The sequence below is a fragment of the Pseudoalteromonas sp. SG43-4 genome, from assembly GCF_014164325.1.
Classification (GTDB): domain Bacteria; phylum Pseudomonadota; class Gammaproteobacteria; order Enterobacterales; family Alteromonadaceae; genus Pseudoalteromonas; species Pseudoalteromonas distincta.
The window spans coordinates 88,702-113,630 of the sequence record NZ_JACJFB010000008.1; the positions used below are offsets into that span (position 1 = coordinate 88,702).

The following is a 24,929-nucleotide window of genomic DNA, read 5'->3' on the forward strand; positions in this document are numbered from 1 at the left end:
AATACGCATAGTTTACTCGGTTTTACCGACTTGGCCTAGCCGAAGACATCGAAGGTAACAAATAAAATGATAAATAAAATAGGGAAACGTGCATTTGCCATTGTTTTTTCAGTTTCTGTACTTAGTTTAGGCGCTTGTTCGTCTGCTCCAGACCAAGAAGACATTCAACGTGTACCGAATAAGTCTGCACACGCTTTATATGAAGATGCAAAAGAAACGCTAGATTCTGGTTTATATGCTCGTGCAATTGAACTTTTGAGTGCTATAGACTCTCGCTACCCATTTGGCCCATTCTCTAAGCAAGTACAAATGGACTTAGTCTATGCACATTATCAATCAGGTAATACTGAACAAGCACTTGCAACCATTGACCGCTTTATTCGCTTAAACCCAAATCATAAAGATTTAGACTACATGTATTACATGCGTGGTTTAGTAAATATTAAAGCAGATAAAAATGCGTTCCAAGAGTACTTTGGTGTAGATAGAGCCGACCGTGATGCTAACCGTACTCGTGTTGCATTTACAGATTTATCGACATTAGTAAAACGTTTTCCAAAAAGTGATTACGCGCCTGAAGCTAAGCGTCGTTTAGTGTGGCTTTTAAACCGCATGGCACGTTATGAATTAAAAGTAGCAACTTACTATTACGAACGTGAAGCTTATTTAGCTGCTGCTAATAGAGGTAAGTTTGTTGTTGAGCATTATTCACAAAGCAGTTACTTAGATCCCGCGCTTGAAATGATGGAGAAAAGTTACGACCAATTAGGTTTAACTGAGCTTAGTGAGCACGCAAAGCAAACACGAAAACTAAATAAAAGAACTAAATAAATAAAAAAGGCGCTTACTAAAGCGCCTTTTAACTACATAGAAAAACAAGCTTAAATCGCTTCTTCATCTTCCTCTGCAGTACGAATACGTATTACACGCTCAACATCTGTGACAAATATTTTACCATCACCGATTTTTCCTGTTTGCGCCGTTTTTACAATAACTTCAATTGCACGGTCTACATCTTCATCAGTCAATACAATATCAAGTTTTACTTTAGGTAAAAAATCGACCATATACTCTGCGCCACGATATAGCTCTGTGTGACCTTTTTGACGTCCAAAGCCTTTAACTTCGCTTACCGTCATCCCCGTGATACCCACATCTGACAACGCTTCACGCACATCGTCTAACTTAAAAGGTTTGATAATTGCTTCTATTTTTTTCATATTAATTACTTTTGAAAGCTTCAGTTGCCTCGATTTTAGACAATCATAGTGTTCATAGCAAACAAAGCAATTGAATTACGGTGATAAAACAACCGATCGTGGTATAATTTATTATATAAAAATAGCTATACTTAAATGACTAGCAGTAAATGAGATTAATATGAAAAACAAACAAAACGGGTTCACCCTTTTAGAACTCATGGTAACCGTTGCTATCGTTGGCATTATTGCATCAATTGCGATTTGGAATAGCAGCGATATGCTAGAAGAAAATAGAGCTGAGAATTTTTTGTTGGAATTAAAAAGAAATATTAGCTACGCCCGTGCTCAAGCTGCAAGTACGGATGAAATTGTTATCATATGCCCTGCTCCTATAAGTAAAGTTGAGATTAATAGATACTTTAAATGTCAAAGTTCATGGGGGGAGGATTCAATCATAACTCTCTTTGTAGATACTAATAATAACGGAATATATAACTGGAAAGAAGATACTATTTTACGCACCATGGAGCAGATAAATAGTATAGACAAGGTTAAATTTACTGGTGATAGTAGCCTTCGCTTTAATACTAGTGGGCGCATTACAACAAATCTAAACACCAGCGGTAACTTTGCTGGCTTTGTATACTGCCCTAATAATGACAATGAAAACAATAAAGCGCTGAATGTATCAGTATCTGGTACTGCTTTCTACCTTGGTGACACCACTGAAAAGTGCGATTAAAAAACGTACAATTATATCTTGTCATATTTGTATCATTTACTAGACTGAGTTAATCATTTATTAACTCAGGTCTTCAAGGATGAGATTATCAATATCAAAAAGTAAGGGAGTAACACTTCTCGAATTAATGGTATCTATGGCTGTTGTCAGTATTATCAGCCAATTATCTATGTGGTTTTACCCAGATTTTTTAGCTAAAAACCGCTTAGATAACCACGTAAACCTCCTACACCGAAATATAAATTATGGCCGTTTATATGCCATTGAAAATACTACTTACGTCACGCTTTGTGCACTAAAAGACAGTCAATGTACAAAGGACGAGTGGAATGGCCAAATGTCACTCTTTATCGACAAAGATAAATCAACCTCGTTAGATGATGATGAACTACTCTTAAGTACTTTTGAGGAGATCCATGAAGCTGACAGTCTTAAATACCCTCGCAGCGCAATTACGTTTCGTCCTGATGGTTCTTTGAATGGTTTTCAAAATGGTACTTTTATATATTGCCCCAACAGCAATAAGGCCAACCTCGAGGGGTTGGCCTTATCAGTAAGTCAGACTGGCAGAATACGTATTAAATCAACTGATAAGTGCCAGAAGAAGTAATCTAGGCTATCGACCCCAGCAATAACCAATATCGGTGTCTCCTTTAGACCCTTTTGCACCTTTGAGACCAATATCAGTGATTGAAAGCTCTTTACAATCAGTATCTCCTTTTACAGCACCGTCTATAGGCTTAGCTGTAATAGTGAAGGTATTACTATCAACTACGCTGATAGATAGTTCAAAGTGACCATTTTCGGTTTTACTTTGTAGCCCTAAGTCAGTAAAGGATTGCGTATACTCACGATTATCTACAAAATATTGCTCCTCTTTGTTTGCAGCATCTAACAAGGCTGCAGCAGCTTCAGCGCGCGAAGCACGCTTTACATATTCTGTATAATTGGGCAATGCAATTGAGGCAAGTATGCCTACAATTGCAACCGCTATCATCAGCTCAATTAAGGTAAACCCATGTTGTTTCTTCATTTAATTTCCTTAATTATTAACTTCGTCATTTTCTTCACGTTTATAGATATATGTTTGTTGAGTTTTAAAGCCAAACCCTACAGCATTGTCATTAACCAATACAACTTTACCATCAACAATTGTTAAGCCAGGGCCCTTTATCTCAACAGGCTTCATTGGGTTTTCAGCATTTTCACCTTTGATACCCGGCCCAATTAGATAAAACTGACTTTCTTGTGTTACGTCAACTGTTGGGTTGTCATCACACTTACCATCTCCATTACCATCTACGCATGAAGGGCCTTCGCCAAAGTATAACTGAGGTGTATCTGGTACATCATAGCTGGTTGTAAATTTAAGGTCGTCATACACTTTAGTACCGTAATGTAAGTGAAATGCGTATAAAGAACCACCACCACCACTTAGTGAACATTGGTTTTCAGTCGATGTATCTGATGCAGGTGTGAAACTTGTAAAATAAGCAACACCTCCAACAACTGTAGCAGCAGCTAGTGATTTTTCACCCGTTCCTAACTCATATCTCCAACCATTAAATTTAGCCAAGTCGACTTCTAAGTCAACAAAATCATTAACGTCATCTAGAGCATTACCAAATGGGTCTGAATTCATTTGCATCAAATCAGCAGGTACAATAGTATCCGGTGCATTCGTTTTATATGATTTAGTAACTGTATTTTCATCTCTGATCATAAACAGTTGATCTTTTTCATTGGTACCGGTTGGTTTTGAGCGGTTACCACTACCAATAACTATTGCATCATACGGCGTATCTAAGCGTGTTATAACGGTACTACCATCAACGGTTGTCTCGCTTACTTTACTATAAATGGTTCGTGCAACGAGTGGTTTGTAAAAAAAGCGTCTGTCCTCAGTTGCTTTATTACTGCCAAGCTCAGCTAATTTAAAGTGACTAAATTCACTAGTACTAGTGCCTGGCATATCTATACGCCAAATATCTCCACCAGTATCTGCCGCATAAATTCGGTCTATATATCCATCATAATCTGAGTCAAGCGTGGTAATATCTGCAGCAATACTATGCTTACCTTTAAAGCCATTAATATCGGGTGTTAATGCCCATACTCTTTTACCTGTTTCGGCTTCAACAATGTAAATACCTCGCCCTGTACTATCTTCACTTTTAATCACCGCATCTTTGTTTGTATCGTACCCAGCACCAAAAATTAATAAAGGCTTGTCACCAAATGCTTTAATGTAGGCTATTTGCGGTTTTGACCATGTTTGCGCAAGCTCTTTAAAATCACCTTTTCCGCCTTCTATTGGTGCGCTCCATAGTTTTTTAGGCTGATCGGGATTTGTTATATCCAGTGCGTAGTAGTTTTTACCACCTCGACGCATTCCTGCAAAAGCCCATACTTCATCATCACCACTCGCATCAATAATCCCGTCGTTTAAACCATCGCTATTTAAGTTTTTATTATTAAAATAAACGCTGATTGGTCCATCCATACCATATTTTTTACCCGTTTCTTTGTTGCGCAGCGGTTGGATAATACTGTACAGTTCTGAGGGTATAAATGCCCAGCTTTCAGATACTTCATTATTTGTATCATCGTCTTTAAACATATGCAAAAAGCCAGCATTGGTACCAATAAGAATACGAATATCATCATTACCGTAATCAAGCGCAACAGGCTTTGAGTGCAGAGGATCACCAAAAATATCATCTCTTTGATCCGTGGTATCGTTATCGTTATCTTCATCATCAACATCAATACCCATAGCCCATTTAATATCTGAACTAGATAAGCTAATTGGGTTATTAGTTATTAAATCAAGAATGTCACTAACAATCGATGTAGTAAATCGTACTATATCGCCTTGTTTATCTGTATATAGTGTTCTTCGTTCTTCTGCGTTGGTTCCTGTTAAGGTACTTAGTTGATAATTAACGCCACCTTGTGCTACTAAGTTCCCATCTGCTGACTTACCATCAGGAAGCCAAAATGTTTTTGCATCAGTGTCTATCAAACCATTAGAATCAAGCGCTACATTGCCTGTTGAATCAACTATGTTACTACCCGATACCTTTAACTTTTTTAAGTTACCGCCCCAGCGGGTATTTGTCTCTGGATAAAACATTGCAAAATAAATAGCATCTCGACTACGGGTTTGATCTACGTTGTTACTAGCAACGGACGGCGATGAAAAGCTATCATTTACTTCACGAATACGAGAAATTGCACTGTTTAATGATTCAGAAAGCTCATCTGGCGTACTTGCGGGCAAGTTTTCACCACCACCTAAAGAAGCGGCCCTACGTAAAAGCTCTTGTCCACTCGCGCTCATACCAGAGCCAAAACCGATAGTATATAAACGGCCTGTTTCATGAATATCGGGAGTCGACGGGTATAAATCAACAGTAGTATCACTTGTACCATGAATAATTTTAGCCATTTGGTGTAGGTAACTACTGTAGTAACTATCCGTATTCCAGTTTAATCCTTCCCCAAAGTACTTCTCATGCTCTGCACTAATTTGGCTGTCACTATCATTATCACCAGATGGGTCGCCATCGGTCATATAAATGATATTTATCGAGTTGTCGCAGCGCTTAGCCTCAGCGGTGCTATCTGCAAAGGGCGATATGTAAGTATACTCATAATTATTTGTAGTTACATTTTCACACTCATAACTCCAGCGACCTCTATTTCTAACCCAACCACATTCAAGCTGTGTAAACTCACTTCCAGTTCTTAACTCGACACTCGTATCACGTTCAAGAATTGTGGCCTCTAAGCCATATTGAACTTTTTGCCCTGTAATATATAAATAAGCTTCCCAAAGGGTTTCTGTCAAAGGAGTACCGCCAGCAGCAGGTAAAGCAGCAAGTGAATTTCGTATAATTGTAGAATCTTTACCAACTCCATTAACTATATAACCACCGTCTGTGGCTTTAAAGCGCATTAAACCAAAGTCGATAGTATCTTCGTTATCGGTAATAACTTTATTCATCGCAAACTGTGCTGCAGCTAATCGACTATCAGAACATAAAACCCAACCTCCACTCGAATATTGCCCACAATTACTACCTGTACTTGATGAAAAAGCCATGCTTCCTGATGTATCAAAAATCAGTAATACTCGAGGTTTTTCTTCAACATCCACATCATGATTAACATAAAGCTCTATATCTTCAGCATAAACTGACGCACTTATTGTTAAGCCAAGTAAAGAGGCTAGCACTTTGTTTAATTTAAATTTCATCTTAAATCCCCTTACTTATGCTAGCCATTTCTTGCGCTACACCTGTAACAATGGTTAGTTCATGCTTACTTTTAGAGCCATATTCTATTGTCGTGGCGACCTGTAACATATTGCACGATATACCTGCAGTAAAATTAAAGCGTCGAGGACACTCTAGGTCAAGCGCACCTTTGTTTAGATTAACCATTTTGCTTTGCATACCATCATGTGTTGCGATCACCATGCCTTCTTTATCAGAGGCTGCAATCGAAGTGACTTCATCTGGACTCAAAAAAAACTGATTATTCGCACCTTTATTAGCTTCATCAGAAATCATGCGCTGTACTTCGCCAATAAGTTCATTTTCGGCCACTTCACGCTCTTGCGCTGCATTGGTAATTTTAATATCAATACTACTACTGCTCATAAGAGTCACCGCTATACCCGTCACTGCAATTACCATTATTAGAGCGGTGATCAGTACTACACCCTGCTGCTTTTTCTGTGATTGTTTTAAATACGCCATAAATTTGATCCAACATTATTTAATCGAATAGTCGTGGTAAACACTGTGCGTCTGAAACTATCTGTGAATTTCAATTCACGCTTGTCTTCATCTTCACCTAATATGTAAGTTTGGTTTTTAATTTTAACCCCAGGGTCTGGCTCCAATGCGCGTATTAATAAAAATACCTGTACTGTTAAAATACCCTTTCGATTTTCCCAATCAGTGTGCTCCATACTTTTAATACTTCGGTATGTATCTACACGATTGTCGCTGTTTGTATCGAGACCAAAAACAAACCGCATGTTTTCGACACCTTCCATAATAGTTTCTGTGGTGATATTCCCACCAACTAAGCGCTTTCTCATTAATGCAGGTACAGTTAGGTTCTTGTTATTTACTTTATATGTTTGCTCTGAAATATAATAAACATGATGGCTATACGGCCAAATAGAGGCATTAACAGAACTTCCTGTAATTTCACCTCGCTTGAATTGGGCTCTCTCTTGCTCCGCTATGAAATAGTTTTCACTCGTTTGAGTCTCACCTTCAGTTAATTGATCACCTTGTAAAAACTTTAACTGAATAATATCGGTACCTTTTACTGGACTCGTTACGCAGTTTAGTTCTTTTGAAGCATCTGCAACCTTCGCATAAATAGTTCTAAAGTTACTCGCAGTTGCCAAATCAGGAAAACTACCGTTATTTAGTCCTTCAAAACAGTCATTTAGCGGGTTTGATAATGCTTCTGTGTTTACCGAAGTAAAAGAATCATCATAATAAGTGCCCCAAAAGCCAATTTGTTCAATATCACGTTGCATTATGTTAATTGCAAGGCGTCCTGATTCTTGAAGTTCACCAATAGTCATCGTATCTTTAGTGGTTACTTTCATACCTATATAGGTAAACATAACGCCGCCTAAAATTAACCCACCAATAAATAATGAAATCATCATTTCTACAAGTGTAAAACCTTTTTGCTTCATGTTAGCTCCTAAGGTAAATATAACTAGTTAAAACAACTAAACGGCGCTTTTTATCAGCCGTTCCACACTTGATGTCTCCAGTCGTACTATTTGCATTAAACTCTTGACGCCCTTGCCAAGATACAACGACCTCTAAATTAAATGCTTTACCACCTGTACCTGCAACTGCAGTAGCCGCAATACATACAGTTGCGTCATCTAAAGAGCCTGTGTTTTCCCTTGCTTTTATAGCTCTTTTCCATTGCTCAAGGTCTAGGGCTGCAACTTGCGCTGCGCTACAAGTGCTTGTAAAACACGTCTGTGAGGTTTTAGTTGAGGCTTCGCTATTAAATGTTTGGGTATATAGGCTAGCTATTTGCGGGGTATCGTTAGCACGGATACGCTGCACAATATCATTACCAAGTGCAACTGCAGCAGCACGCTGCATAGAATCAAAGCTTGCTTGCTTTGCTTTTGCTTGCAAAGCAACTGCGCCTAAAAGGCCAAAACTAAGAATAATAAATGCAATTAGCACTTCAATCAAAGTGAAGCCTCTTTGCACTTTTACGTGAGGTGATTGCATAATAAAACCAAATAAAAATTTTCTGATTTTAAGTTTATGTTATTTATTTGAGGAATCAATGAGGACTAAGACAAGCGGTTATATTTGTTGATAAACGGTTAATTAAACCTGTTTATTCAATAACACCGTTGATAATTAAGACTCAAATGTATTTAAATCAAGGGGAGGTTAATTGCAAGGTAAGCCTAAAGCGAATTTTTTACTAATTTAAGCTCACGGCGGCTCACTGGCAATAACTCACTGCCCCCTTGTAGCTCAATCATATGATTGCCATTCGCTTTTGAATGCAAAGCAATTACTTTTTGTTTATTAACCAATGTATTGCGATGAATTCGCAAAATATGTGTAGGAAATTGTAACTCTAATTGTTTTAGACTTTGTTCAAGTAAAGCTTCTCCACCACAGAATATCATTTTGGTATACTTTTCTTCGGCACTAAAATACAAAACATCATTTATATCAACACTGCGTAGAGTACCAGCTAGCTGATAAGAGATTTTTGCATTTTGTTGTTTTTGAATATGTACTTTATTTAAGCGCCCGACTTGCTTAAGCACCTTTTGCAATGATTGCTCTGAAATAGGTTTAACTAAATAGCCTGCAGCGCTTAATTGTAAAGCATCGAAGGCATGCTCAGAGTGAGCAGTTATAAAAACAATAGCAGGAGGTAGAGTTAAACTATTGAGCTCATTAGCAACTTGCAAACCATTCATACCGGGCATATCAACATCTAAAAAAATCAAATCCGGCGTTTGCTTTTTAGCAAGTACCAGAGCTTCATTACCATTACTAGCCTCGCCTTGTACAACTATACTTTTATCATGTGCCAACAAACGAATTAAGCGCGATCTCGCAAGAGGTTCATCATCAACAATGAGTACGTTCATACACTACCCTCAATAAGCTTAGGGATCACGACCTTGACCCTAAACACATCATTTTTATTAGTAATTGTTAGCTGCGCTTTATTTTTATAATAAATATTTAATCGCTGGCGAATATTTTCAAGCGCCATGCCGTTATTAGGCCTAGTTTGAGCATTAGAAATTGTTATTGGGTTAGAAACAATCATGGTTATATAGCCGGTAGTAATATGTAGCTCTACTTTTATTTCTGCACCATGCTCACTTGTTTCAACACCGTGGCATACTGCATTTTCAATTAATGGCTGCAGGGTTAAACAAGGAATGCTCAATGCAGGTAGTTCATTAGGTATTTGCCAATCAACGATTAAGCGATTACCGAAACGCCATGTTTCAAGTGCTATATATTGCTTACTCAGCGTTATTTCATCGTCAAGAGATACATTTTTTCCTGAGTGCATTGCTGCCTGCGATAAGGCGGCTAATGCTAAAATAGCCTGCTCTGCCGCATCGGCATCATGATGAGTAAGCTCTGCAGCGGTGTTTAAACTATTATATAAAAAATGAGGACGTATTCTAGCTTGCAAGGCATCAAGCTCAGCTCGAGAAAGCGCTTTAGTTTGCTGCTCTTTCTCAAAATGAATTAATAAAAATTGGACGAATAAAGCCGCCAGCAAAGCCACTATAATGCAATTGCGAAGTGTGAAATAAATTAAGTTATCTGTATCATCTATATCAAAAGCAAAATGGGAAAATAAAATACTAAAAATGCATGTAGATAATAAAAAAAAGATAAAAAACAAACTTAATTGAAAAGTTTGAGTGCGCGTTTGTAAGAAAAATCTACAAAAGTATAAAGAAGAGGTACCGACTAAAACAATTAAATGCATAAACAAACTGATGATCCCAAGTCGAAGCCAAATATCTCCTTCTACATTGGGTGCAAAGGCTAAAACAATAGCAATAACTTGAGAAACAATAAGCGAAGCTAGTACGCCTCGCTCATTAAAAAGAGCCGAAAAAAGCAAACCATCATTTTTTAGTGACTTGCTCATAACGACTCTCCTATAATCTAAATTTTAAATTAACGTAGCTCTACAGGAACAGCAAATACGATATTCTCTTCTTCGCCTGGGTTTTCAACAACCTGCGTACCACCAAGATCTTTTAATCGGCTTATAACTTGTTGTACAAGTACTTCTGGCGCAGATGCACCCGCAGTTACACCCACTGATTTAGAACCTGAAACCCACTGCTCTTGCACATCAGTTGCATCATCAATTAAATAAGCAACAGTGCCCATTTTATCTGCAAGTTCACGTAAGCGATTAGAGTTAGAGCTGTTTTTAGCGCCAACAACTAATAGCACATCAACTTTGTCAGCTAAGTCACGAACAGCATCCTGACGATTTTGCGTTGCATAACAAATATCATCTTTACGAGGTCCGTCAATTGATGGAAACTTATTGCGTAGTGCATCAATAACATCAGTAGTATCATCAACTGATAAAGTCGTTTGACTACAGTAAAAAAGATTTTCAGCATTTTTTACATTAAGCGCAACAACATCATCAACGGTTTCAACAAGATAAATACCACCGTCTGAGTTATCATATTGTCCCATTGTTCCCTCTACTTCAGGGTGACCATGATGTCCAATTAAAATACACTCAATACCTTTGCGACTCGCACGTGTAACTTCCATATGCACTTTAGTTACAAGCGGACAAGTTGCATCAAATACTTTTAAATCACGACGTTTAGCCTCGCTGCGAACCGCTTGCGATACGCCATGTGCGCTAAAAATAACAATACTGTCGTCAGGTACTTGATCAAGCTCTTCAACAAATACCGCACCACGGCTTTTTAGTCCATCAACCACATAGCGGTTATGTACTACTTCGTGGCGAACATAAATTGGCTTTTCAAAAATATCTAAAGCGCGCTCAACAATACTAATAGCACGGTCAACACCAGCGCAAAAGCCGCGAGGATTAGCTAGTAATATTTCCATTAACCTTCCACCTCAATAATATCAACTTCAAAGGTTAAACGCTGGCCAGATAAAGGGTGATTAAAATCAATCGTTACCGACTCACCTTGCACTTCGCGAACTAAACCAGGAAGCTCAGTGCCATCAGGTTGAGTAAACGCAATAATTGCACCTACCTTAGCTGGTGTTTCTGGACCAAACTTACTACGGTCAACGTAGTAAATATTATCTGGGTTTGGTTGACCAAAAGCATCTTCAGGTTCTAATTCAAACGTTTTACTTTCGCCTGCAGTTAAACCTAATAAACACTTTTCGAAGTTTGCCGTTAAGCTGCCATCACCCATTGTTAATTTAGCAGGTTTGTTGTGCACCTTGGTAGAATCAGCGGCAGAGCCATCTTCTAATTTAATAGAAAAATGGAAAATAACTTGCGAGTTTTCACCAATTACAGCTTGGCTCATGCTTTATGCTCCTTTGGACTCTCGCCGGTGAAGGCGTCAAATAACAATAATGCTGCGCCAATACAAATAGCGCAATCGGCAATATTGAATACAGGAAAATGTGAGTCTTTATAAAAAACGTGAATAAAGTCGATTACATAACCATACGCAATACGATCGTATAAATTACCAATAGCGCCAGCAAGTACCAATGCATAAGCACCGCATAGTACTTTATTTGTAGCAGGTAAGCGTTTTAGCCACCATACAAGCAAAGCACTAATAGCAACGGCAATTGCACTTAAAAACCAACGCTGCCAACCACCCGCTTCACTTAAAAAGCTATAAGCAGCACCATAGTTATGTACATAAGTAATACTAAAAACAGGGAGTAAGTTTATAGACTCTTGATAAGCCATAGTCCCTACAACAAGTGTTTTACTGGCAAAGTCTATTACTAAAAGTAATAGACTCAACCAAAGCCACACTAAACCACTTTTTTGGGCTAGTTTGCTCACTAAGAATAACTCCTAAGCGAATTGACGCTTTTCACCTTCGCCGTCAACATTACTTACACAACGACCACAAATTTCAGGATGAGCAGGCTCAACGCCTACATCTTCGCTGTAATGCCAACAACGCTCACATTTAGCAGCATCTGTTGCAGCAACGCTAATGAACAAACCTTCAATCTCGGTAGCTTGTGTATCTACAGGCTGGCTATCAACTTCAGTAACATTCACGGCTGATGTTAACAATACAAAACGCAGTTCATCACCAAGCGCGTTTAATTTAGCGGCAAGCTCTTTACCCGTAAATAAATTCACCGTTGCTTGAAGTGTTGCACCAATGACTTCTTCTTTACGTGCAGCTTCTAATAAGCGGTTTACTTCGTCACGTACAGTTAAAATCTCTAACCAATCATCGTTACTAAATTGGCTATTTGTTGGTGCTTGTAAGCCATCGTACCAAACTGATGTAAATACGTAGTCACTACGCTCACCCGGTAACGCTTCCCAAATTTCTTGTGCGGTAAAGCTCATAATAGGTGCCATCCAACGCGTCATTGCTTCTGCAATATGATAAAGCGCAGTTTGACAAGAACGACGTGCATGGCTATCACTCTTAGCTGTATATTGACGATCTTTAATAACATCTAAATAGAACGAGCCAAGCTCACCCGTACAGAAGTTCATTAGCTTTTGCGTTACTAATAGCATTTGGTAGCTGTCGTATGCGGCTAAAATCTCGTCTTGCAACTGAGCTGCACGGCCAACAATCCACTTATCAAGCTCAACCATATCATCAACAGCTACTTGATCTGTTTCTGGGTTAAAACCATTTAGGTTAGCAAGCAAGTAACGGCTAGTGTTACGAATACGGCGGTAACGATCGGCTGAGCGTTTAAATATTTCATCCGACACAGTCATTTCTGCCGTGTAATCGGTAGAAGCCACCCACAAACGTAGAATGTCAGCACCTAGTTTATTCATCACATTTTGTGGTGAAATAACATTGCCTAACGACTTAGACATTTTACGGCCATTTTCATCAACGGTAAAACCATGCGTAAGCACTTGCTTATATGGTGCATGTCCATTAATCGCAACTGATGTCATCATTGACGACATAAACCAACCACGGTGCTGATCAGAACCTTCAAGATATAAGTCAGCTGGACCAACCAAGTCTTCACGTGCATCTACTACACAAGCGTGTGACACACCTGAGTCAAACCATACATCTAGCGTATCTTGCACTTTCATGTATTGCTTGGCGTCTTCTTCACCAAGTAAAGTAGCTGGTTCTAAATCGTACCATGCTTGTATACCAGACTTTTCAACAAGCTCTGCTGCTTGAGCAATTAGCTCTTGTGTATTTGGGTGAAGTGCACCGGTGTCTTTATCAACGAACAATGCAATAGGAACGCCCCAAGTACGCTGGCGAGAAATACACCAATCTGGGCGGCTTTCAACCATGTTAGAAATACGGCTTTCGCCCCACTCTGGTAACCACTGCGTGTTTTTAATCTCAGCAAGAGAATCTTGACGTAAATTAGCCTGATCCATACTTACAAACCATTGTGGTGTAGCACGGAAAATGATTGGTGTTTTATGACGCCAGCAATGTGGGTAACTATGCGTAAGCGCATGATGATGCATAAGCGCACCACGCTCTTGTAATACTTCAATTACGCTCGCATTTGCCTTAAATACGTGCTGACCTGCAAAAAGTTCGGTATCTGGTAAATAAACACCATTTGCACCAACAGGGTTAGCCACTTCAAGGTTGTAATTTAAACCAGCCACGAAATCTTCTTGACCATGGCCTGGGGCGGTATGTACAACACCAGTACCTGAATCAGTAGTTACGTGTTCTGCAACAATCACTGGTACATTAAAATCATAAAAAGGATGGGCTACTTGCAAGTTTTCAAGCGCTGCACCTTTTACATACCCTAGTACGTGAAAGTGATTAAAACCAAAACGGTCCATAGCATCTTTAACAAGCTCAGAACCTAAAATTAGACGTTGTTGTACGCCTTCATCTTCAACCTGTACTAACGCATACTCTAAATCGGCATGCACAGCCACAGCGCGGTTTGCAGGAAGCGTCCACGGTGTTGTTGTCCAAATAACAGTACCAACACTGCCTTCACCTTTATGACCATCAGCCAAATCAAATGCACTAACAACAGCATCTTGATCAACAAATGTAAAACGCACATCTATTGCTGGAGACTGTTTATCTTGGTATTCAACTTCTGCTTCGGCTAATGCAGAGCCACAGTCTGTACACCAATGCACAGGCTTGGCGCCTTTATGCAAATGACCTTTTTCAATAATTCGACCAAGCACACGAATCGCATTCGCTTCAAAGTCAAAGTTCATTGTTAAATACGGCTTATCCCAATCTGCAAATACGCCTAAACGTTTAAAATCAACTTTTTGACCTTCAACTTGTTTTTTAGCGTATGCACGGCATTTTTCACGAAACTCACTCGCAGTAACTTTTACACCCGGCTTGCCTACTTTTTTCTCAACCATTAACTCGATTGGTAAACCATGACAATCCCAACCTGGAACTAATGGTGAATCAAAGTCAGATAATGTTTTAGACTTAACAATAATATCTTTTAATATTTTATTAACTGAGTGGCCTAAATGGATATCGCCATTTGCATACGGAGGGCCGTCATGCAAAATAAAGGTTTTTTTACCTTTCTTAGCGCTGCGAATTTGACCATAAAGGTCGTCCTCATACCATGCTTTAAGCATTTTTGGTTCACGTTGTGCCAAATTGCCACGCATTGGAAACGGTGTTTCCGGTAAGTTCAAAGTATGTTTATAGTCGCTCATTTATCCTACATTCCGTCTCTATCGGCTACCTGATTTAAACCAAAACACTGCTTAGCGGCAGCAACATCAGTTGCTATTTGCGCCGTTAATTGTGTTAATGTCTCGAATTTTTTCTCATCGCGAAGTTTTTCTATTAACTCCACATGCATAAATTGTCCGTAAATATCCTGTGCAAAATCAAAAAGGTGAACTTCTAATAATGCACGAGTTCCATTAAATGTCGGCTTATTACCTACATTTGCAACTCCAAAAATCTGTTTTCCTGCAATCGTTGCTTGCACTGCAAACACTCCGTTGACAGGACACACTTGGCGTTTTAGGGCTATATTTGCCGTTCTAAAACCGAGTTCACGTCCTCTTTTCCAGCCATGTATAACACGCCCAGAAATAGCATAATCGTGACCAAGCATTATTTTAGCACTCGCTAAGTCACCGGATGCTAAAGCATCTCGTATTAAAGTGCTGCTTACTCTAGCATTTAATTGACGAAAGCTCGCGGTGCTTTTTACATCCATGCCAGCTTGCTTACCCATGCTAGCAAGTAAGTGAAAGTTACCTTGGCGTTGCTTTCCAAACTTAAAATCATCACCAACAGTAAGTGCTTTAACACCTAACTTTTTAATCAAAATCTCATTAACGAATTGCTCAGCATGCATGTTTGCAAATTGCTGATTAAAGCTAATGCAAATAACTCGCTCAATACCTAAATCACTCAATAAACGTAATTTATCTCGTAAGCGCGTTAACCGTGCAGGGGCATTGTTTTTAGCAAAAAACTCTTGTGGCTGGGGTTCAAACAGCATTACAGTGCTAGGCAAACTATGCGCTTTAGCATCGCTAAGTAAACCTTTTAATACTTCTGCGTGGCCTAAATGAACGCCGTCAAAATTACCAATAGTTAACACACAACCAAAATGGTGTGGGCGAATATTGTGTATACCTCTAATTAACTCCATGCCACCTAATGCCTTGTTTAGCGAGCTATTAATTACGGCTAAAAAATGATTAAAGCCGCAGAGTTGCCGATTATAATCTTTTTTTTAGTTTGATTCAGTAATTGCTACACTTTTTATCGTATTTAGTCTAACGCCCATCACAAATAGCATTGCAAAGTAGCTAATACCAGCCAAAGCCACTAGCGCTACTAATAATATTACTTGCTGTGTAAAGGCCCATGTAGCCCAATAATAGTAACTGCTCACAAACCATGTGACAGCTCCCATAACAATACTTGCAACAACACATTTAAGTGTAAAGCGCATACTCATTGATGAGAACTGGTATACATTTTCTTTTTTAAGCTGTCTGTATAATAAAAATGCATTGCAGCTAGCCGATAACGAAGTAGCAAGTGCCAACCCTAAATAACCAATGAAAGGAGCCAGCATAATGTTAAACACCATATTAAGTACTAAGGTAATAATACCGATACGCACCGGTGTTTTTGTATCTTGACGAGCATAAAAGCCAGGAGCGAGTACTTTTATTAGCATAAAGCTTACAAGACCGACCGAATATGCGACTACGCCTAAGCTTACAGCTTTGACATGATCAATACTGTCTTCTTTAAATGCACCGTGGTCGAACAACACGGTAATAATAAGTGGGCTGATGATCATCAAACCTACCATTGCTGGTAGGCCTAAAAATATAACAAAACGAACTCCCCAATCGAGAGTATGCTGAAAGTCGCTACTTTTTTTACTGCTATGTAGTTTAGAAAGCGCCGGTAAAATAACCGTCGCAATACCAATACCAAATAATCCCAGCGGAAATTCAATTAAGCGGTCTGAATAATAAAGCCACGCAATTGAACCCGTCATCAGTAATGACGCAATCATGGTATCGAGCAACAGATTAATTTGACTAATAGAGACACCAAACAAAGCCGGTAGCATAAGTTTTCGTACTTTTTTTACGTTTTCGTCTTGCCATGCCCAGCGCGGACGCGCCAACATTTTAGCGCGATACAAGAACGGTAGTTGAAATAGTAGCTGCACTACACCACCGACAAATACACCTATGGCAAGTGCATAAGCACCTACTGAAAATTTATCATGTAAAAAAATTGCACACGTAATAATAGAAACATTAAGCAAAACTGGTGTAAATGCAGCAACAGCGAAACGGTTATACACATTCATAACCGCACCACTAAGTGCAACTAAGCTTACAAAAAATAAATAAGGGAATGTAAGTTTAAGTAGTGAACTTGCAAGTTCAAATTTTTCGGCATTAGGTCCGCCTTGCCACCAATCTATAAACCAACCGGTACCAAATAATGCTGCAATAACAGGGGAAGCAACAACACCTATAATAGTGACAATTAGCAAAATGGTTCCTAAGGTGCCTGCTGCTTGTGCAACAAAAAGTCTGACTTTGTCGTCTCCTTGCTGTTCTTTAATTTCACTTAGCACAGGTACGAATGCTTGTGCGAAGGCACCTTCTGCAAATAAACGGCGTAAAAAATTAGGAATACGGTTAGCAAATAAAAAAACATCAGCCGCTGCACTTGCGCCTAATAAATTGGCAACGACAGCATCTCGAACGAGCCCTAAAATACGCGATATCATAGTCATACAACTAACAATCATACCAGAGCGAAATAAACCTTTTGACACCTTAAACCTACTCAAAAATCCTCAAGATAGGCGATTATGCCACAGTCTTTTTTATAAATCGCTTTAAAGCACTAGGCTGGGGGTCTGTGCTTTGTTACAATGTCTATATTAACTGCTAAAGCGGCAAATTGATGCTCGTTATATGGTGCAGTTTTTCTTGGATTGTTAAATTTAAATTGACATCCATGATAGAAACAGGCATATTCCACGGCCTTTAATTTAAGCTTTATTTTAAGATTGTTAGGAGCAAACCTTGGCTAACATCAAGTCTGCAAAAAAACGCGCTATCACAAGCGAAAAAAACCGTCAGCACAACGCAAGCCGTCGTTCAATGATGCGCACTTACTTCAAAAAAGTAATTGTTGCTATTGAAGCGGGCGATAAAGAAGCTGCACAGCAAGCTTTTTCTGTTGCTACACCTATCCTAGACCGTTACGCAACTAAGGGTCTAATTCACAAAAACAAAGCAGCTCGTCATAAGAGCCGTATAGCAGCTAAGATTAAAGCTCTATAATTTGTTTTTGATAGAATATAAAAACCGGCTTTTGCCGGTTTTTTTTTATCTAAGATTTAAACTCGTACTTTAATAACAGTCGACATAAATATTTAAACAGATTAGTGTCATACATTTTCCAAGTCTGGATAAAACTTCTTAAGCATTGCCGCTATTTTTTTAGGTGTAAACGGCTTCACTACAAATCCTTTAGCGCCTTTATCAATTGCATCCTTAACATTTTCAATACCTGAATGTGCAGATACCATTACAACATTTGTCTCAGGGCTTAATTCATTGATTTGTGCAATCAAATCTTTGCCATCGCCGTCCGGCAGTTCTATGTCTAAAAAAATGATATTATAATTTGCAGCCTGGCACTCACTAATACATTGTGAGGCAGTAGATGCTTCCTTTACGTTATCTATCCCTAAGTGCATGAGCGTTTGGCTCAAAAAACTACGCACTGTGCTAACGTCATCTACAATTAAAATTGATAGCTGCGTATTCATCTTTATTCCTCGTAGGCTATAAGCTAACTTTAAGTTATCATAATAATTAGCTTAGTATATAAATTTGCTCATTTAATTATAGAGACCTACGGAAAAAAGGCCAGATTTGCTTTATGTCTAAAACCCCAAATAAACAGTCGTTGCTAGGTAAAGCACCAACAAGAAAAAAAACAGCGCAAAAAAGAAAGCCGCAACGCCCTACTCAGCGCTCTATACCCGTAGAGGAAAAAACAAACATAAACAATGGCACTAGCCAAAAAACAAAGTCAAAAAAGGGGCTATTTATATCTCTGGCCATTGTTATTGTAATAATTTTAGCTTTTCCAAAACCAACCTTGCTCACCTATAAAAAATTAGGGATGGTAAGTGAAAGTGTTTACTGGCCTGGACTTTTAGGTTACGGAGCTACTTTAATTGATTCCAACCTGCACCCCAACTATGATTCTAGCCGTGAATCCCTTTATTTATGCAGTGATTTACAAAAACCACAGAGCTGTCAAAAGTATCAAGTAATTGCTGACAATGGTTTGTTTTCGGCAATTGGCAGTTACTTTTAGCATTAAAAAAACTAATCTGAAAATTTAAAATTACTTGGTTGAAAGGTGTGCAAAAGATCAACATAATGGCGCTCCTTTTTTCAACAACTGAACTATTGAAACGACCATGCTAAACGAGCTAGATTGGCTTTTAAATACTACACTACTTGCACTAGGTTTAGGTGCATTCTTTATTAACCAGATAACACTGCTGCGCGTTGCCGCCATTAGTGCATGTGGTTTATTGTTCTTATCATTTAGCCTAGATCTTATGTCGTCGAGCGTTATTTCAAATATGAGTTTAGTGTTGATCAACACTTTTTACTTGTTTAAAGTTTATACATTCGGGCAATTTAATGTAACCCAAAGTTAACAACTTTTCCTTAGAATATTTAATAGCCCAGCATTGCTGGGCTTTTTTATTGCGAATTTTTAAAATATTAGAAACACGTTGGATCAGGACAATATTAAACGCCACTAAAGCACCACTACAATAATGGTGCTGAGCATGTACTGTTGAGAGAAACGAGAAGAAAGACGAAAACCGAAAATACCTAATAAGCTAGGTTAATCTGCTATTGTTAATTCACTTTGGGTTTGTGTTTTAGATGGACTATCTTCAGCGTTAGCCTGATTAAACCAAGCTGAAACACCTAGCACGATAATTGAAATAACAACGAGGCTTAATTTAGCCCCACTTTGACTGGATTTCATAACACCCTCTTTATATTTTTATTAGTGAGAATATCTTTTACACTAATGAAAATTACAAATGTTAACAAGCTGTTTTTTAAACTAATTAGCTATCAGCTAATAACCTTTTGTTCTATCCACTGAATTATTGAGTGCTAAGCCCTTATTCAAACGTTCAATATTATCGGCTATTTGGTCTATAACGCTATTTAAATCAGATAGCGCTGCACAATGTGGTGTAAGTGTTATTTTGGGATTTCCCCAGTAAGGGTGGTTCTGCGTTAAAGGTTCTTGGTCAAAAACATCCAAGGTAGCAGCGCGTAAGCTATCGCTATTTAATGCATTTAATAAATCTTGCTCAACCACATGAGCGCCACGTGCCACATTAATAACAACAGCATGTGAAGGTAGCTTAGCGAGCATTGAGTGATTAATAATGCCTGTAGTTGCTTGCGTAAGGGGTAATAGACATACAAGGTAGTCAACGTCAGAAAGCATATCGCTAAGTCCTTCATCGCCATAATAAACCTCGACATTAGTCGTGTTTTTATTACTTTGCGCCCAGGCACTTACTTTAAAACCATTAGTTACAAGTTTTTGCGCACATGCTTTACCTAATTCGCCAAATCCAAGTATACCAACATGTTTATTACTAAAAGCTCGTTTTGGCTTCCATGTTTGCTGTGTTTGTTTAGTGTAATACTCTTTTAAGCGTAATTTTTGAGCTAAGACATGTGTAAGTACATATTCCGCCATATCTTCAGCTAGTTGCATGTCAACAATACGTACTACTTCGACACTTTCGTCGAGTAATGTTAAATCGATACTGTCTACGCCTGCACCAAATGACGACACAGCTTTTAAGTTAGGCAGCTGCGGCCACAGAGACTCAGGAGCATTCCACGCAAGTACAAAATCCACATTATTTGCGTTTTTGCAATCAGGCCATTGCTCTATCAATGTATTTGGTAATCGCTCTTGTAACTTCGTTATTAGCTTTTCGTTGTTGCGCCCCGTTATAGCCACCAATACCGACATAAATTCTCCTAGCAATTCACAGTTTATAATTTAGTACTTTAAAAAGTCACACTACTGCAAAGTAACTGTCACACCCTTTTTTTAATCTTACATGTATAGCGAATAGACCAAACGGAATATGAGGTTAATATGATAAGTGTTGATAAAGTAATTGCAGCAAACTTACCACAACTAGAGAACTCTCCAAAAGTAAAAGGTTTAGTAAAAAAGGGCTTAGGTTACTTATTACATGAACAAGAGTTTATCACCTTTGGTAATACCTACCCTCACCTACAAGGATTAGAATTTGTTGAGCAAGTACTTGATGAACTCAATTTTGACACGCGCTATAAACCTAAGCAGATAGAACATATTCCTAACGAGGGTAAACTTGTTATTGTTGCTAACCACCCTATTGGTTCACTAGATGCTTTAGCACTTATCAAAGTACTCTCTACAGTAAGGCAGGATTTAAAAGTAGTCGCAAACCGCATGTTAATGTCGGTCAGCGCAATGCATTCTCTTTTACTCCCTGTTGATAACTTATCTGGTATGAGTAAAAAGCAAGAGCTTAGTAATATACAAAACCATTTAAAAGGTGGAGGTGCCTTACTTATATTTCCTGCAGGGGAAGTGTCGCGCCTAGGACCAACCGGTATTAAGGATTGCAAATGGAATAGCGGTTTTTTACGTATGGCAAAAAAAGCCAACTGCCCAATTTTACCTATTTTTATTAAAGCCAAAAATAGTCCGCTTTTTTATGGTACATCAATGATTTATAAACCTTTGGCAAGTTTATTATTAGTGACAGAAATGTTTAAGCAGCGCCAAAAATCTTTAGAGTTTGAGATTGGCGCCTCTATCCCTCCTGAGTCCTACTTAATAGAAAACCTTAAAGATAAAGAAGTTGTAAACCTCATCCGTAAACAGCTTTATAGGCTTACAACTAAAAAAACACTGCCGCTAAAAACACAAACACCTATTGCTGTGCCCGAGTGTAGAAAAGAACTAAAAAGAGCAATTGAGCAATGTCAGCTTCTGGGTAAAACACACGATGGCATGCACATTCATCTATATCAATATGTAGGTAGTTCCCCTATTTTTAGAGAGCTAGGACGCCTCAGAGAAATCGCATTTAGAGCAGTAGGTGAAGGAAGCGGTAAGCGTCGTGATATAGATAAATACGATATGGATTACCAACACCTTGTACTGTGGGACCCTATGCAACTAGAGCTAGTAGGTGCTTATCGATTAGCCTGCGCACAACAGATAATACAAAAGCATGGACGTGAAGGTTTATATACCGATAGTTTATTTTCTTACACCGACGCTATGACGCCCTATCTACACCAAGGTATTGAGCTTGGTAGAAGTTTTGTACAACCTAAGTATTGGGGACGTAAGAGTCTCGACTATTTATGGTACGGTATTGGTGCTTTTATAAAAAACTACCCACAGTATAGATATTTATTTGGGGCTGTAAGCGTGTCCAACGCTCTACCTGAGCAAGCCAAAGCCATGCTCGTTTATTACTATCAACATTATTATAAAAGCAGTATAGAACTAGCTACGCCTAATAATGAGCTTAAATTAACTGAGCAACAGCTAACTCAATGCAATATTCTTTTTAATGGAAACGATGTTAAAGAAGATTTTGTAGAGTTAAAACATGTGTTAGCTAATATGGGCGCTCAAGTCCCTACTTTATTTAAACAATATACTGAGCTTTGCAACCCTGGCGGTGTACAATTTTTAAGCTTTAGCATTGATCCCGATTTTAATAATTGTATTGATGGATTGGTATTAGTCGATCTTAAAAGTGTGAAAGAAAACAAAGCTAAACGTTATTTAGAATAACTATTGATAAGTAAAGTCAGTGCACCGAGTATTTTATGTATTATAAAATACTCGGTTTATATTTCATTATACAAACCGACTCAATCGCATTTAAGTCTTCCAATACTTTTTTAAGTGTCGGCTGTTTTAATTATTTTTTGAACCCTGCTAAAAACATATTTTCTTGTTTATTAAGGCCCTTGGTTAAACACGAGATTATGGCAAGGCAGTGCCTGCCTTAATATATTCATGTGACTGTTAATTAAATAAATATGTCAATCTTTACAAAAGCATAACGACACTAAAATTAATCTAAATCAATAAAATATTTTATAAGCTTCAAATGCTTTTTAAACTTTGATCTAGAACAGGTTTTCATATTTATTGCTCGGTAATAATAGCGCCAATCAAACAGTAGTTCTTGGAGAACAACATGAAAACTCAAATTAGCATCGCATTATTAACCTCTTTATTAGCACTCTCTCCAGCTGCACACGCTAACTTTAGCGTAAATGTTGGCGCTATTAACGTAAACCCTGATAACAGTAGCTCAGCGATTAATGAAGCACCTACGCTAGGCCTTAAAGGTGATTCAGATACTCAACTAGGTATCACCGTAGATTATGCATTTAACGATCAATGGGTGTTAGAGCTGATAGCAGCAACACCGTTTTCACACGATGTAAATGGCGCAGACGGCTTAGCAGGCAACAAAATTGCAGATATAAAACAACTTCCACCGTCATTGGTTGCACAATACCACTTTTTAGATACAAGCTATGCGCTAAGACCTTTTATAGGCGTAGGCATAAACTACACTACATTTTTTGATGAGCAACCCTCTCAAGCACTTAAAGCAACGCTAGGAACAGACGATGTAGAAGTAAAGTTAGATGATTCGTTTGGCTTTATGGCTCAGGTAGGTGCTAACTATAAAATTGATAAAAACTGGGGTTTACACGCTATGGTATCAATTATGGATATTGATACCGATGCCACTGTTTATGCTAATGGTGCAAAATCGCTTACATCAACTGTTGAGCTTGACCCTGTTGTGGCTATGTTTGGTGTTAGGTACAGCTTTTAAAGCATATATGAAGTAGTACATAGTTACCCAATTACAATGTATGTTAAAAGGCCGAAAGGCCTTTTTTCTCATTTGTAGGGTATTAGCGATTTGGCAGGTTACTTAACTTTTTCTGCTCTAACATTTCTTTCCAGTGCATTACTTCACTTGGCAATATAGGTGTTTGCCCATCAAAACCAGCAACTTCAAGCATTTCTTCAATACTTATAATACCCTTTTTACTTTTAAATACACCGCGTACATAAGCAATAGCATGTAAGCCTCGCTCTGAGTGAAACTTTTGCTCAATATAAAAGTATTTATGATCCCAGCCAACTAACTTAGTACTTATTGTATATCGCTGCATAGGTTTAATATCGCGGATATAAGTAATAGCAGTTGCGTTAACAATCGGAAACCAACGACGCTTCATTATTTGTTTTAGTAAGCCAACACGCTCCGTCATCCACGTGCGAGATAAATCCATCATCGCAAGATAGCGTGAGTTCGTTAAATGTAGATTAATATCACAATCAGTCGGCAAAGCTTTGTAATCAATATCTACTATATCAAGTAGATTTTGATATTGCTTATTGCGTTTAATTTTGAAAAATAATAATAAAAGTCGAATATATAAGTTCACAATAAAGGTCTTACCAGTTAAATTTATTCGAGTGTAGCATAGCCCCTTGCGAAGACGAATATTCTACTTTAATCTTAAATCATTATTACAATAAAAAGATAACTAATGAAATCAAAACTAAAAATCATCGCTGCACTGGCCCTATTAGCCCCTAGCTACAATGCTTTTGCCGATTTTTCGTTACCAGGTAAAGGCTCAGTAACTTACCCTACCGGTGTAGTTAAAGAATTTAAATTTGGTTTTGAATGGCAGCAAAAAGCTGAGAAATTTACTATTGGATCTAAAAGTTACAATATGGAGCAAATTCCTAGCTCTTATTCTGTCGCTATCACGCTTTCAAAAGATGACAGCCAAGTATGGGTTCAAGAATTTAATAATGGGTTTATTGAAGAGTTTGAATGGCAAATTGGCGAACATACAGTCACTTTAAAAAAGCAGCAGTTTAGCGATCCGGTAAAAGGTGACTATGTTATTGAGCTAAATGGCCGTAGCTATTTTTTCACTCGTAATAACGCCAGTATCGTAATGAACTTTAACGAAGAAGGTATTGAGACGATTGCAATTGATGGGGTAACAAAAAATATGGGCACTAAAAATTAGTCCCCATATTTTAATTTATT

The 24,929-nt window shown here is 38.2% G+C and carries 27 protein-coding genes; 9 read left to right on the forward strand and 18 right to left on the reverse strand.

What is annotated here, in order from left to right; all coding sequences use genetic code 11:
- The first annotated feature begins 66 nt into the window (after positions 1–66).
- A complete protein-coding gene (locus tag H5160_RS09905) occupies positions 67–831 on the forward strand; it encodes an outer membrane protein assembly factor BamD (protein ID WP_002962210.1) in 765 nt (254 codons plus the stop codon).
- A 50-nt stretch (positions 832–881) separates the two neighbouring features.
- Here H5160_RS09905 and glnB read toward each other — a convergent pair whose 3' ends face one another.
- A complete protein-coding gene (glnB, locus tag H5160_RS09910; protein ID WP_002962211.1) occupies positions 882–1,220 on the reverse strand; it encodes a nitrogen regulatory protein P-II in 339 nt (112 codons plus the stop codon).
- Positions 1,221–1,380: 160 nt separating this feature from the next.
- Here glnB and H5160_RS09915 point away from each other — a divergent pair, with 160 nt between their 5' ends.
- Both H5160_RS09915 and H5160_RS09920 read left to right on the forward strand, forming a co-directional pair.
- A complete protein-coding gene (locus H5160_RS09915; RefSeq protein WP_165723617.1) occupies positions 1,381–1,944 on the forward strand; it encodes a GspH/FimT family pseudopilin in 564 nt (187 codons plus the stop codon).
- A gap of 79 nt (positions 1,945–2,023) precedes the next feature.
- Entirely contained in the window at positions 2,024–2,554 is a 531-nt protein-coding gene (locus tag H5160_RS09920; protein WP_024596577.1) for a GspH/FimT family pseudopilin, read from the forward strand.
- A gap of 6 nt (positions 2,555–2,560) precedes the next feature.
- On the opposite strand, the gene H5160_RS09925 is transcribed toward H5160_RS09920, so the two are convergent.
- From H5160_RS09925 to murJ, 13 genes are all read right to left on the reverse strand, one after another.
- Entirely contained in the window at positions 2,561–2,977 is a 417-nt protein-coding gene (locus H5160_RS09925; RefSeq protein ID WP_024596576.1) for a type IV pilin protein, read from the reverse strand.
- A 9-nt stretch (positions 2,978–2,986) separates the two neighbouring features.
- Positions 2,987–6,205 (reverse strand): PilC/PilY family type IV pilus protein, encoded by a 3,219-nt coding sequence (locus H5160_RS09930; protein WP_182737346.1) that lies wholly within the window; start codon positions 6,203–6,205, stop codon positions 2,987–2,989.
- A gap of 1 nt (position 6,206) precedes the next feature.
- The gene (locus tag H5160_RS09935; RefSeq protein WP_024596574.1) at positions 6,207–6,710 is read right to left on the reverse strand and encodes a hypothetical protein; all 504 of its coding nucleotides are present in this window, start codon (positions 6,708–6,710) and stop codon (positions 6,207–6,209) included.
- Positions 6,698–7,675: a PilW family protein gene (locus H5160_RS09940; protein WP_182696013.1), complete on the reverse strand. Its 978-nt coding sequence runs from the start codon at positions 7,673–7,675 to the stop codon at positions 6,698–6,700. Before H5160_RS09940 ends, H5160_RS09935 begins: the two co-directional genes overlap by 13 nt.
- 1 nt (position 7,676) lies before the next feature.
- On the reverse strand, positions 7,677–8,237 hold the full coding sequence (pilV, locus tag H5160_RS09945) for a type IV pilus modification protein PilV (RefSeq protein WP_024596572.1): 561 nt from the start codon (positions 8,235–8,237) through the stop codon (positions 7,677–7,679).
- A gap of 185 nt (positions 8,238–8,422) precedes the next feature.
- Complete coding sequence (locus tag H5160_RS09950; protein ID WP_182737347.1) at positions 8,423–9,124, reverse strand: LytTR family DNA-binding domain-containing protein; 702 nt, start codon at positions 9,122–9,124, stop codon at positions 8,423–8,425.
- A complete protein-coding gene (locus tag H5160_RS09955) occupies positions 9,121–10,155 on the reverse strand; it encodes a sensor histidine kinase (protein ID WP_182737349.1) in 1,035 nt (344 codons plus the stop codon). Before H5160_RS09955 ends, H5160_RS09950 begins: the two co-directional genes overlap by 4 nt.
- A gap of 29 nt (positions 10,156–10,184) precedes the next feature.
- A complete protein-coding gene (ispH, locus tag H5160_RS09960) occupies positions 10,185–11,114 on the reverse strand; it encodes a 4-hydroxy-3-methylbut-2-enyl diphosphate reductase (RefSeq protein ID WP_182737350.1) in 930 nt (309 codons plus the stop codon).
- Positions 11,114–11,554 carry an FKBP-type peptidyl-prolyl cis-trans isomerase gene (gene fkpB / locus H5160_RS09965; RefSeq protein WP_002958231.1) on the reverse strand — a complete coding sequence of 147 codons (441 nt, stop codon included), beginning with the start codon at positions 11,552–11,554 and terminating at the stop codon, positions 11,114–11,116. The genes ispH and fkpB overlap by 1 nt, the downstream gene beginning before the upstream one ends.
- Positions 11,551–12,051 (reverse strand): signal peptidase II, encoded by a 501-nt coding sequence (lspA, locus tag H5160_RS09970; protein ID WP_002958230.1) that lies wholly within the window; start codon positions 12,049–12,051, stop codon positions 11,551–11,553. Before lspA ends, fkpB begins: the two co-directional genes overlap by 4 nt.
- A 12-nt stretch (positions 12,052–12,063) precedes the next feature.
- Complete coding sequence (gene ileS, locus H5160_RS09975; protein ID WP_182737352.1) at positions 12,064–14,892, reverse strand: isoleucine--tRNA ligase; 2,829 nt, start codon at positions 14,890–14,892, stop codon at positions 12,064–12,066.
- A 5-nt stretch (positions 14,893–14,897) separates the two neighbouring features.
- Positions 14,898–15,848 (reverse strand): bifunctional riboflavin kinase/FAD synthetase, encoded by a 951-nt coding sequence (gene ribF, locus H5160_RS09980; RefSeq protein ID WP_024596625.1) that lies wholly within the window; start codon positions 15,846–15,848, stop codon positions 14,898–14,900.
- 84 nt (positions 15,849–15,932) lie between these two features.
- On the reverse strand, positions 15,933–17,471 hold the full coding sequence (murJ, locus tag H5160_RS09985; RefSeq protein WP_404936231.1) for a murein biosynthesis integral membrane protein MurJ: 1,539 nt from the start codon (positions 17,469–17,471) through the stop codon (positions 15,933–15,935).
- Between the two features lie 295 nt (positions 17,472–17,766).
- Here murJ and rpsT point away from each other — a divergent pair, with 295 nt between their 5' ends.
- Positions 17,767–18,027, forward strand: a complete 261-nt coding sequence (gene rpsT, locus H5160_RS09990; protein WP_002958225.1) for a 30S ribosomal protein S20 — start codon at positions 17,767–17,769, stop codon at positions 18,025–18,027.
- A gap of 107 nt (positions 18,028–18,134) precedes the next feature.
- Here rpsT and H5160_RS09995 read toward each other — a convergent pair whose 3' ends face one another.
- A complete protein-coding gene (locus H5160_RS09995) occupies positions 18,135–18,518 on the reverse strand; it encodes a response regulator (RefSeq protein ID WP_002958224.1) in 384 nt (127 codons plus the stop codon).
- Between the two features lie 113 nt (positions 18,519–18,631).
- On the opposite strand from H5160_RS09995, the gene H5160_RS10000 reads away from it, so the two are divergent.
- The gene (locus H5160_RS10000; RefSeq protein WP_024596627.1) at positions 18,632–19,075 is read left to right on the forward strand and encodes a hypothetical protein; all 444 of its coding nucleotides are present in this window, start codon (positions 18,632–18,634) and stop codon (positions 19,073–19,075) included.
- A gap of 106 nt (positions 19,076–19,181) precedes the next feature.
- The gene (locus H5160_RS10005; protein WP_002958222.1) at positions 19,182–19,427 is read left to right on the forward strand and encodes a hypothetical protein; all 246 of its coding nucleotides are present in this window, start codon (positions 19,182–19,184) and stop codon (positions 19,425–19,427) included.
- 194 nt (positions 19,428–19,621) lie between these two features.
- Here H5160_RS10005 and H5160_RS10010 read toward each other — a convergent pair whose 3' ends face one another.
- The gene (locus tag H5160_RS10010; RefSeq protein WP_002958221.1) at positions 19,622–19,768 is read right to left on the reverse strand and encodes a hypothetical protein; all 147 of its coding nucleotides are present in this window, start codon (positions 19,766–19,768) and stop codon (positions 19,622–19,624) included.
- Between the two features lie 96 nt (positions 19,769–19,864).
- On the reverse strand, positions 19,865–20,785 hold the full coding sequence (locus tag H5160_RS10015; protein ID WP_024596628.1) for a glyoxylate/hydroxypyruvate reductase A: 921 nt from the start codon (positions 20,783–20,785) through the stop codon (positions 19,865–19,867).
- Between the two features lie 129 nt (positions 20,786–20,914).
- On the opposite strand from H5160_RS10015, the gene H5160_RS10020 reads away from it, so the two are divergent.
- Positions 20,915–22,621: a lysophospholipid acyltransferase family protein gene (locus tag H5160_RS10020; RefSeq protein ID WP_182737353.1), complete on the forward strand. Its 1,707-nt coding sequence runs from the start codon at positions 20,915–20,917 to the stop codon at positions 22,619–22,621.
- A gap of 412 nt (positions 22,622–23,033) precedes the next feature.
- Positions 23,034–23,687: an OmpW family protein gene (locus H5160_RS10025; RefSeq protein WP_024596630.1), complete on the forward strand. Its 654-nt coding sequence runs from the start codon at positions 23,034–23,036 to the stop codon at positions 23,685–23,687.
- Between the two features lie 82 nt (positions 23,688–23,769).
- Here the strand turns inward: H5160_RS10025 and H5160_RS10030 are convergent, their stop codons facing one another.
- Positions 23,770–24,309, reverse strand: a complete 540-nt coding sequence (locus tag H5160_RS10030) for a thioesterase family protein (protein WP_182737354.1) — start codon at positions 24,307–24,309, stop codon at positions 23,770–23,772.
- Between the two features lie 105 nt (positions 24,310–24,414).
- Here H5160_RS10030 and H5160_RS10035 point away from each other — a divergent pair, with 105 nt between their 5' ends.
- Entirely contained in the window at positions 24,415–24,909 is a 495-nt protein-coding gene (locus H5160_RS10035) for a hypothetical protein (RefSeq protein ID WP_182673719.1), read from the forward strand.
- Positions 24,910–24,929: the final 20 nt, after the last annotated feature.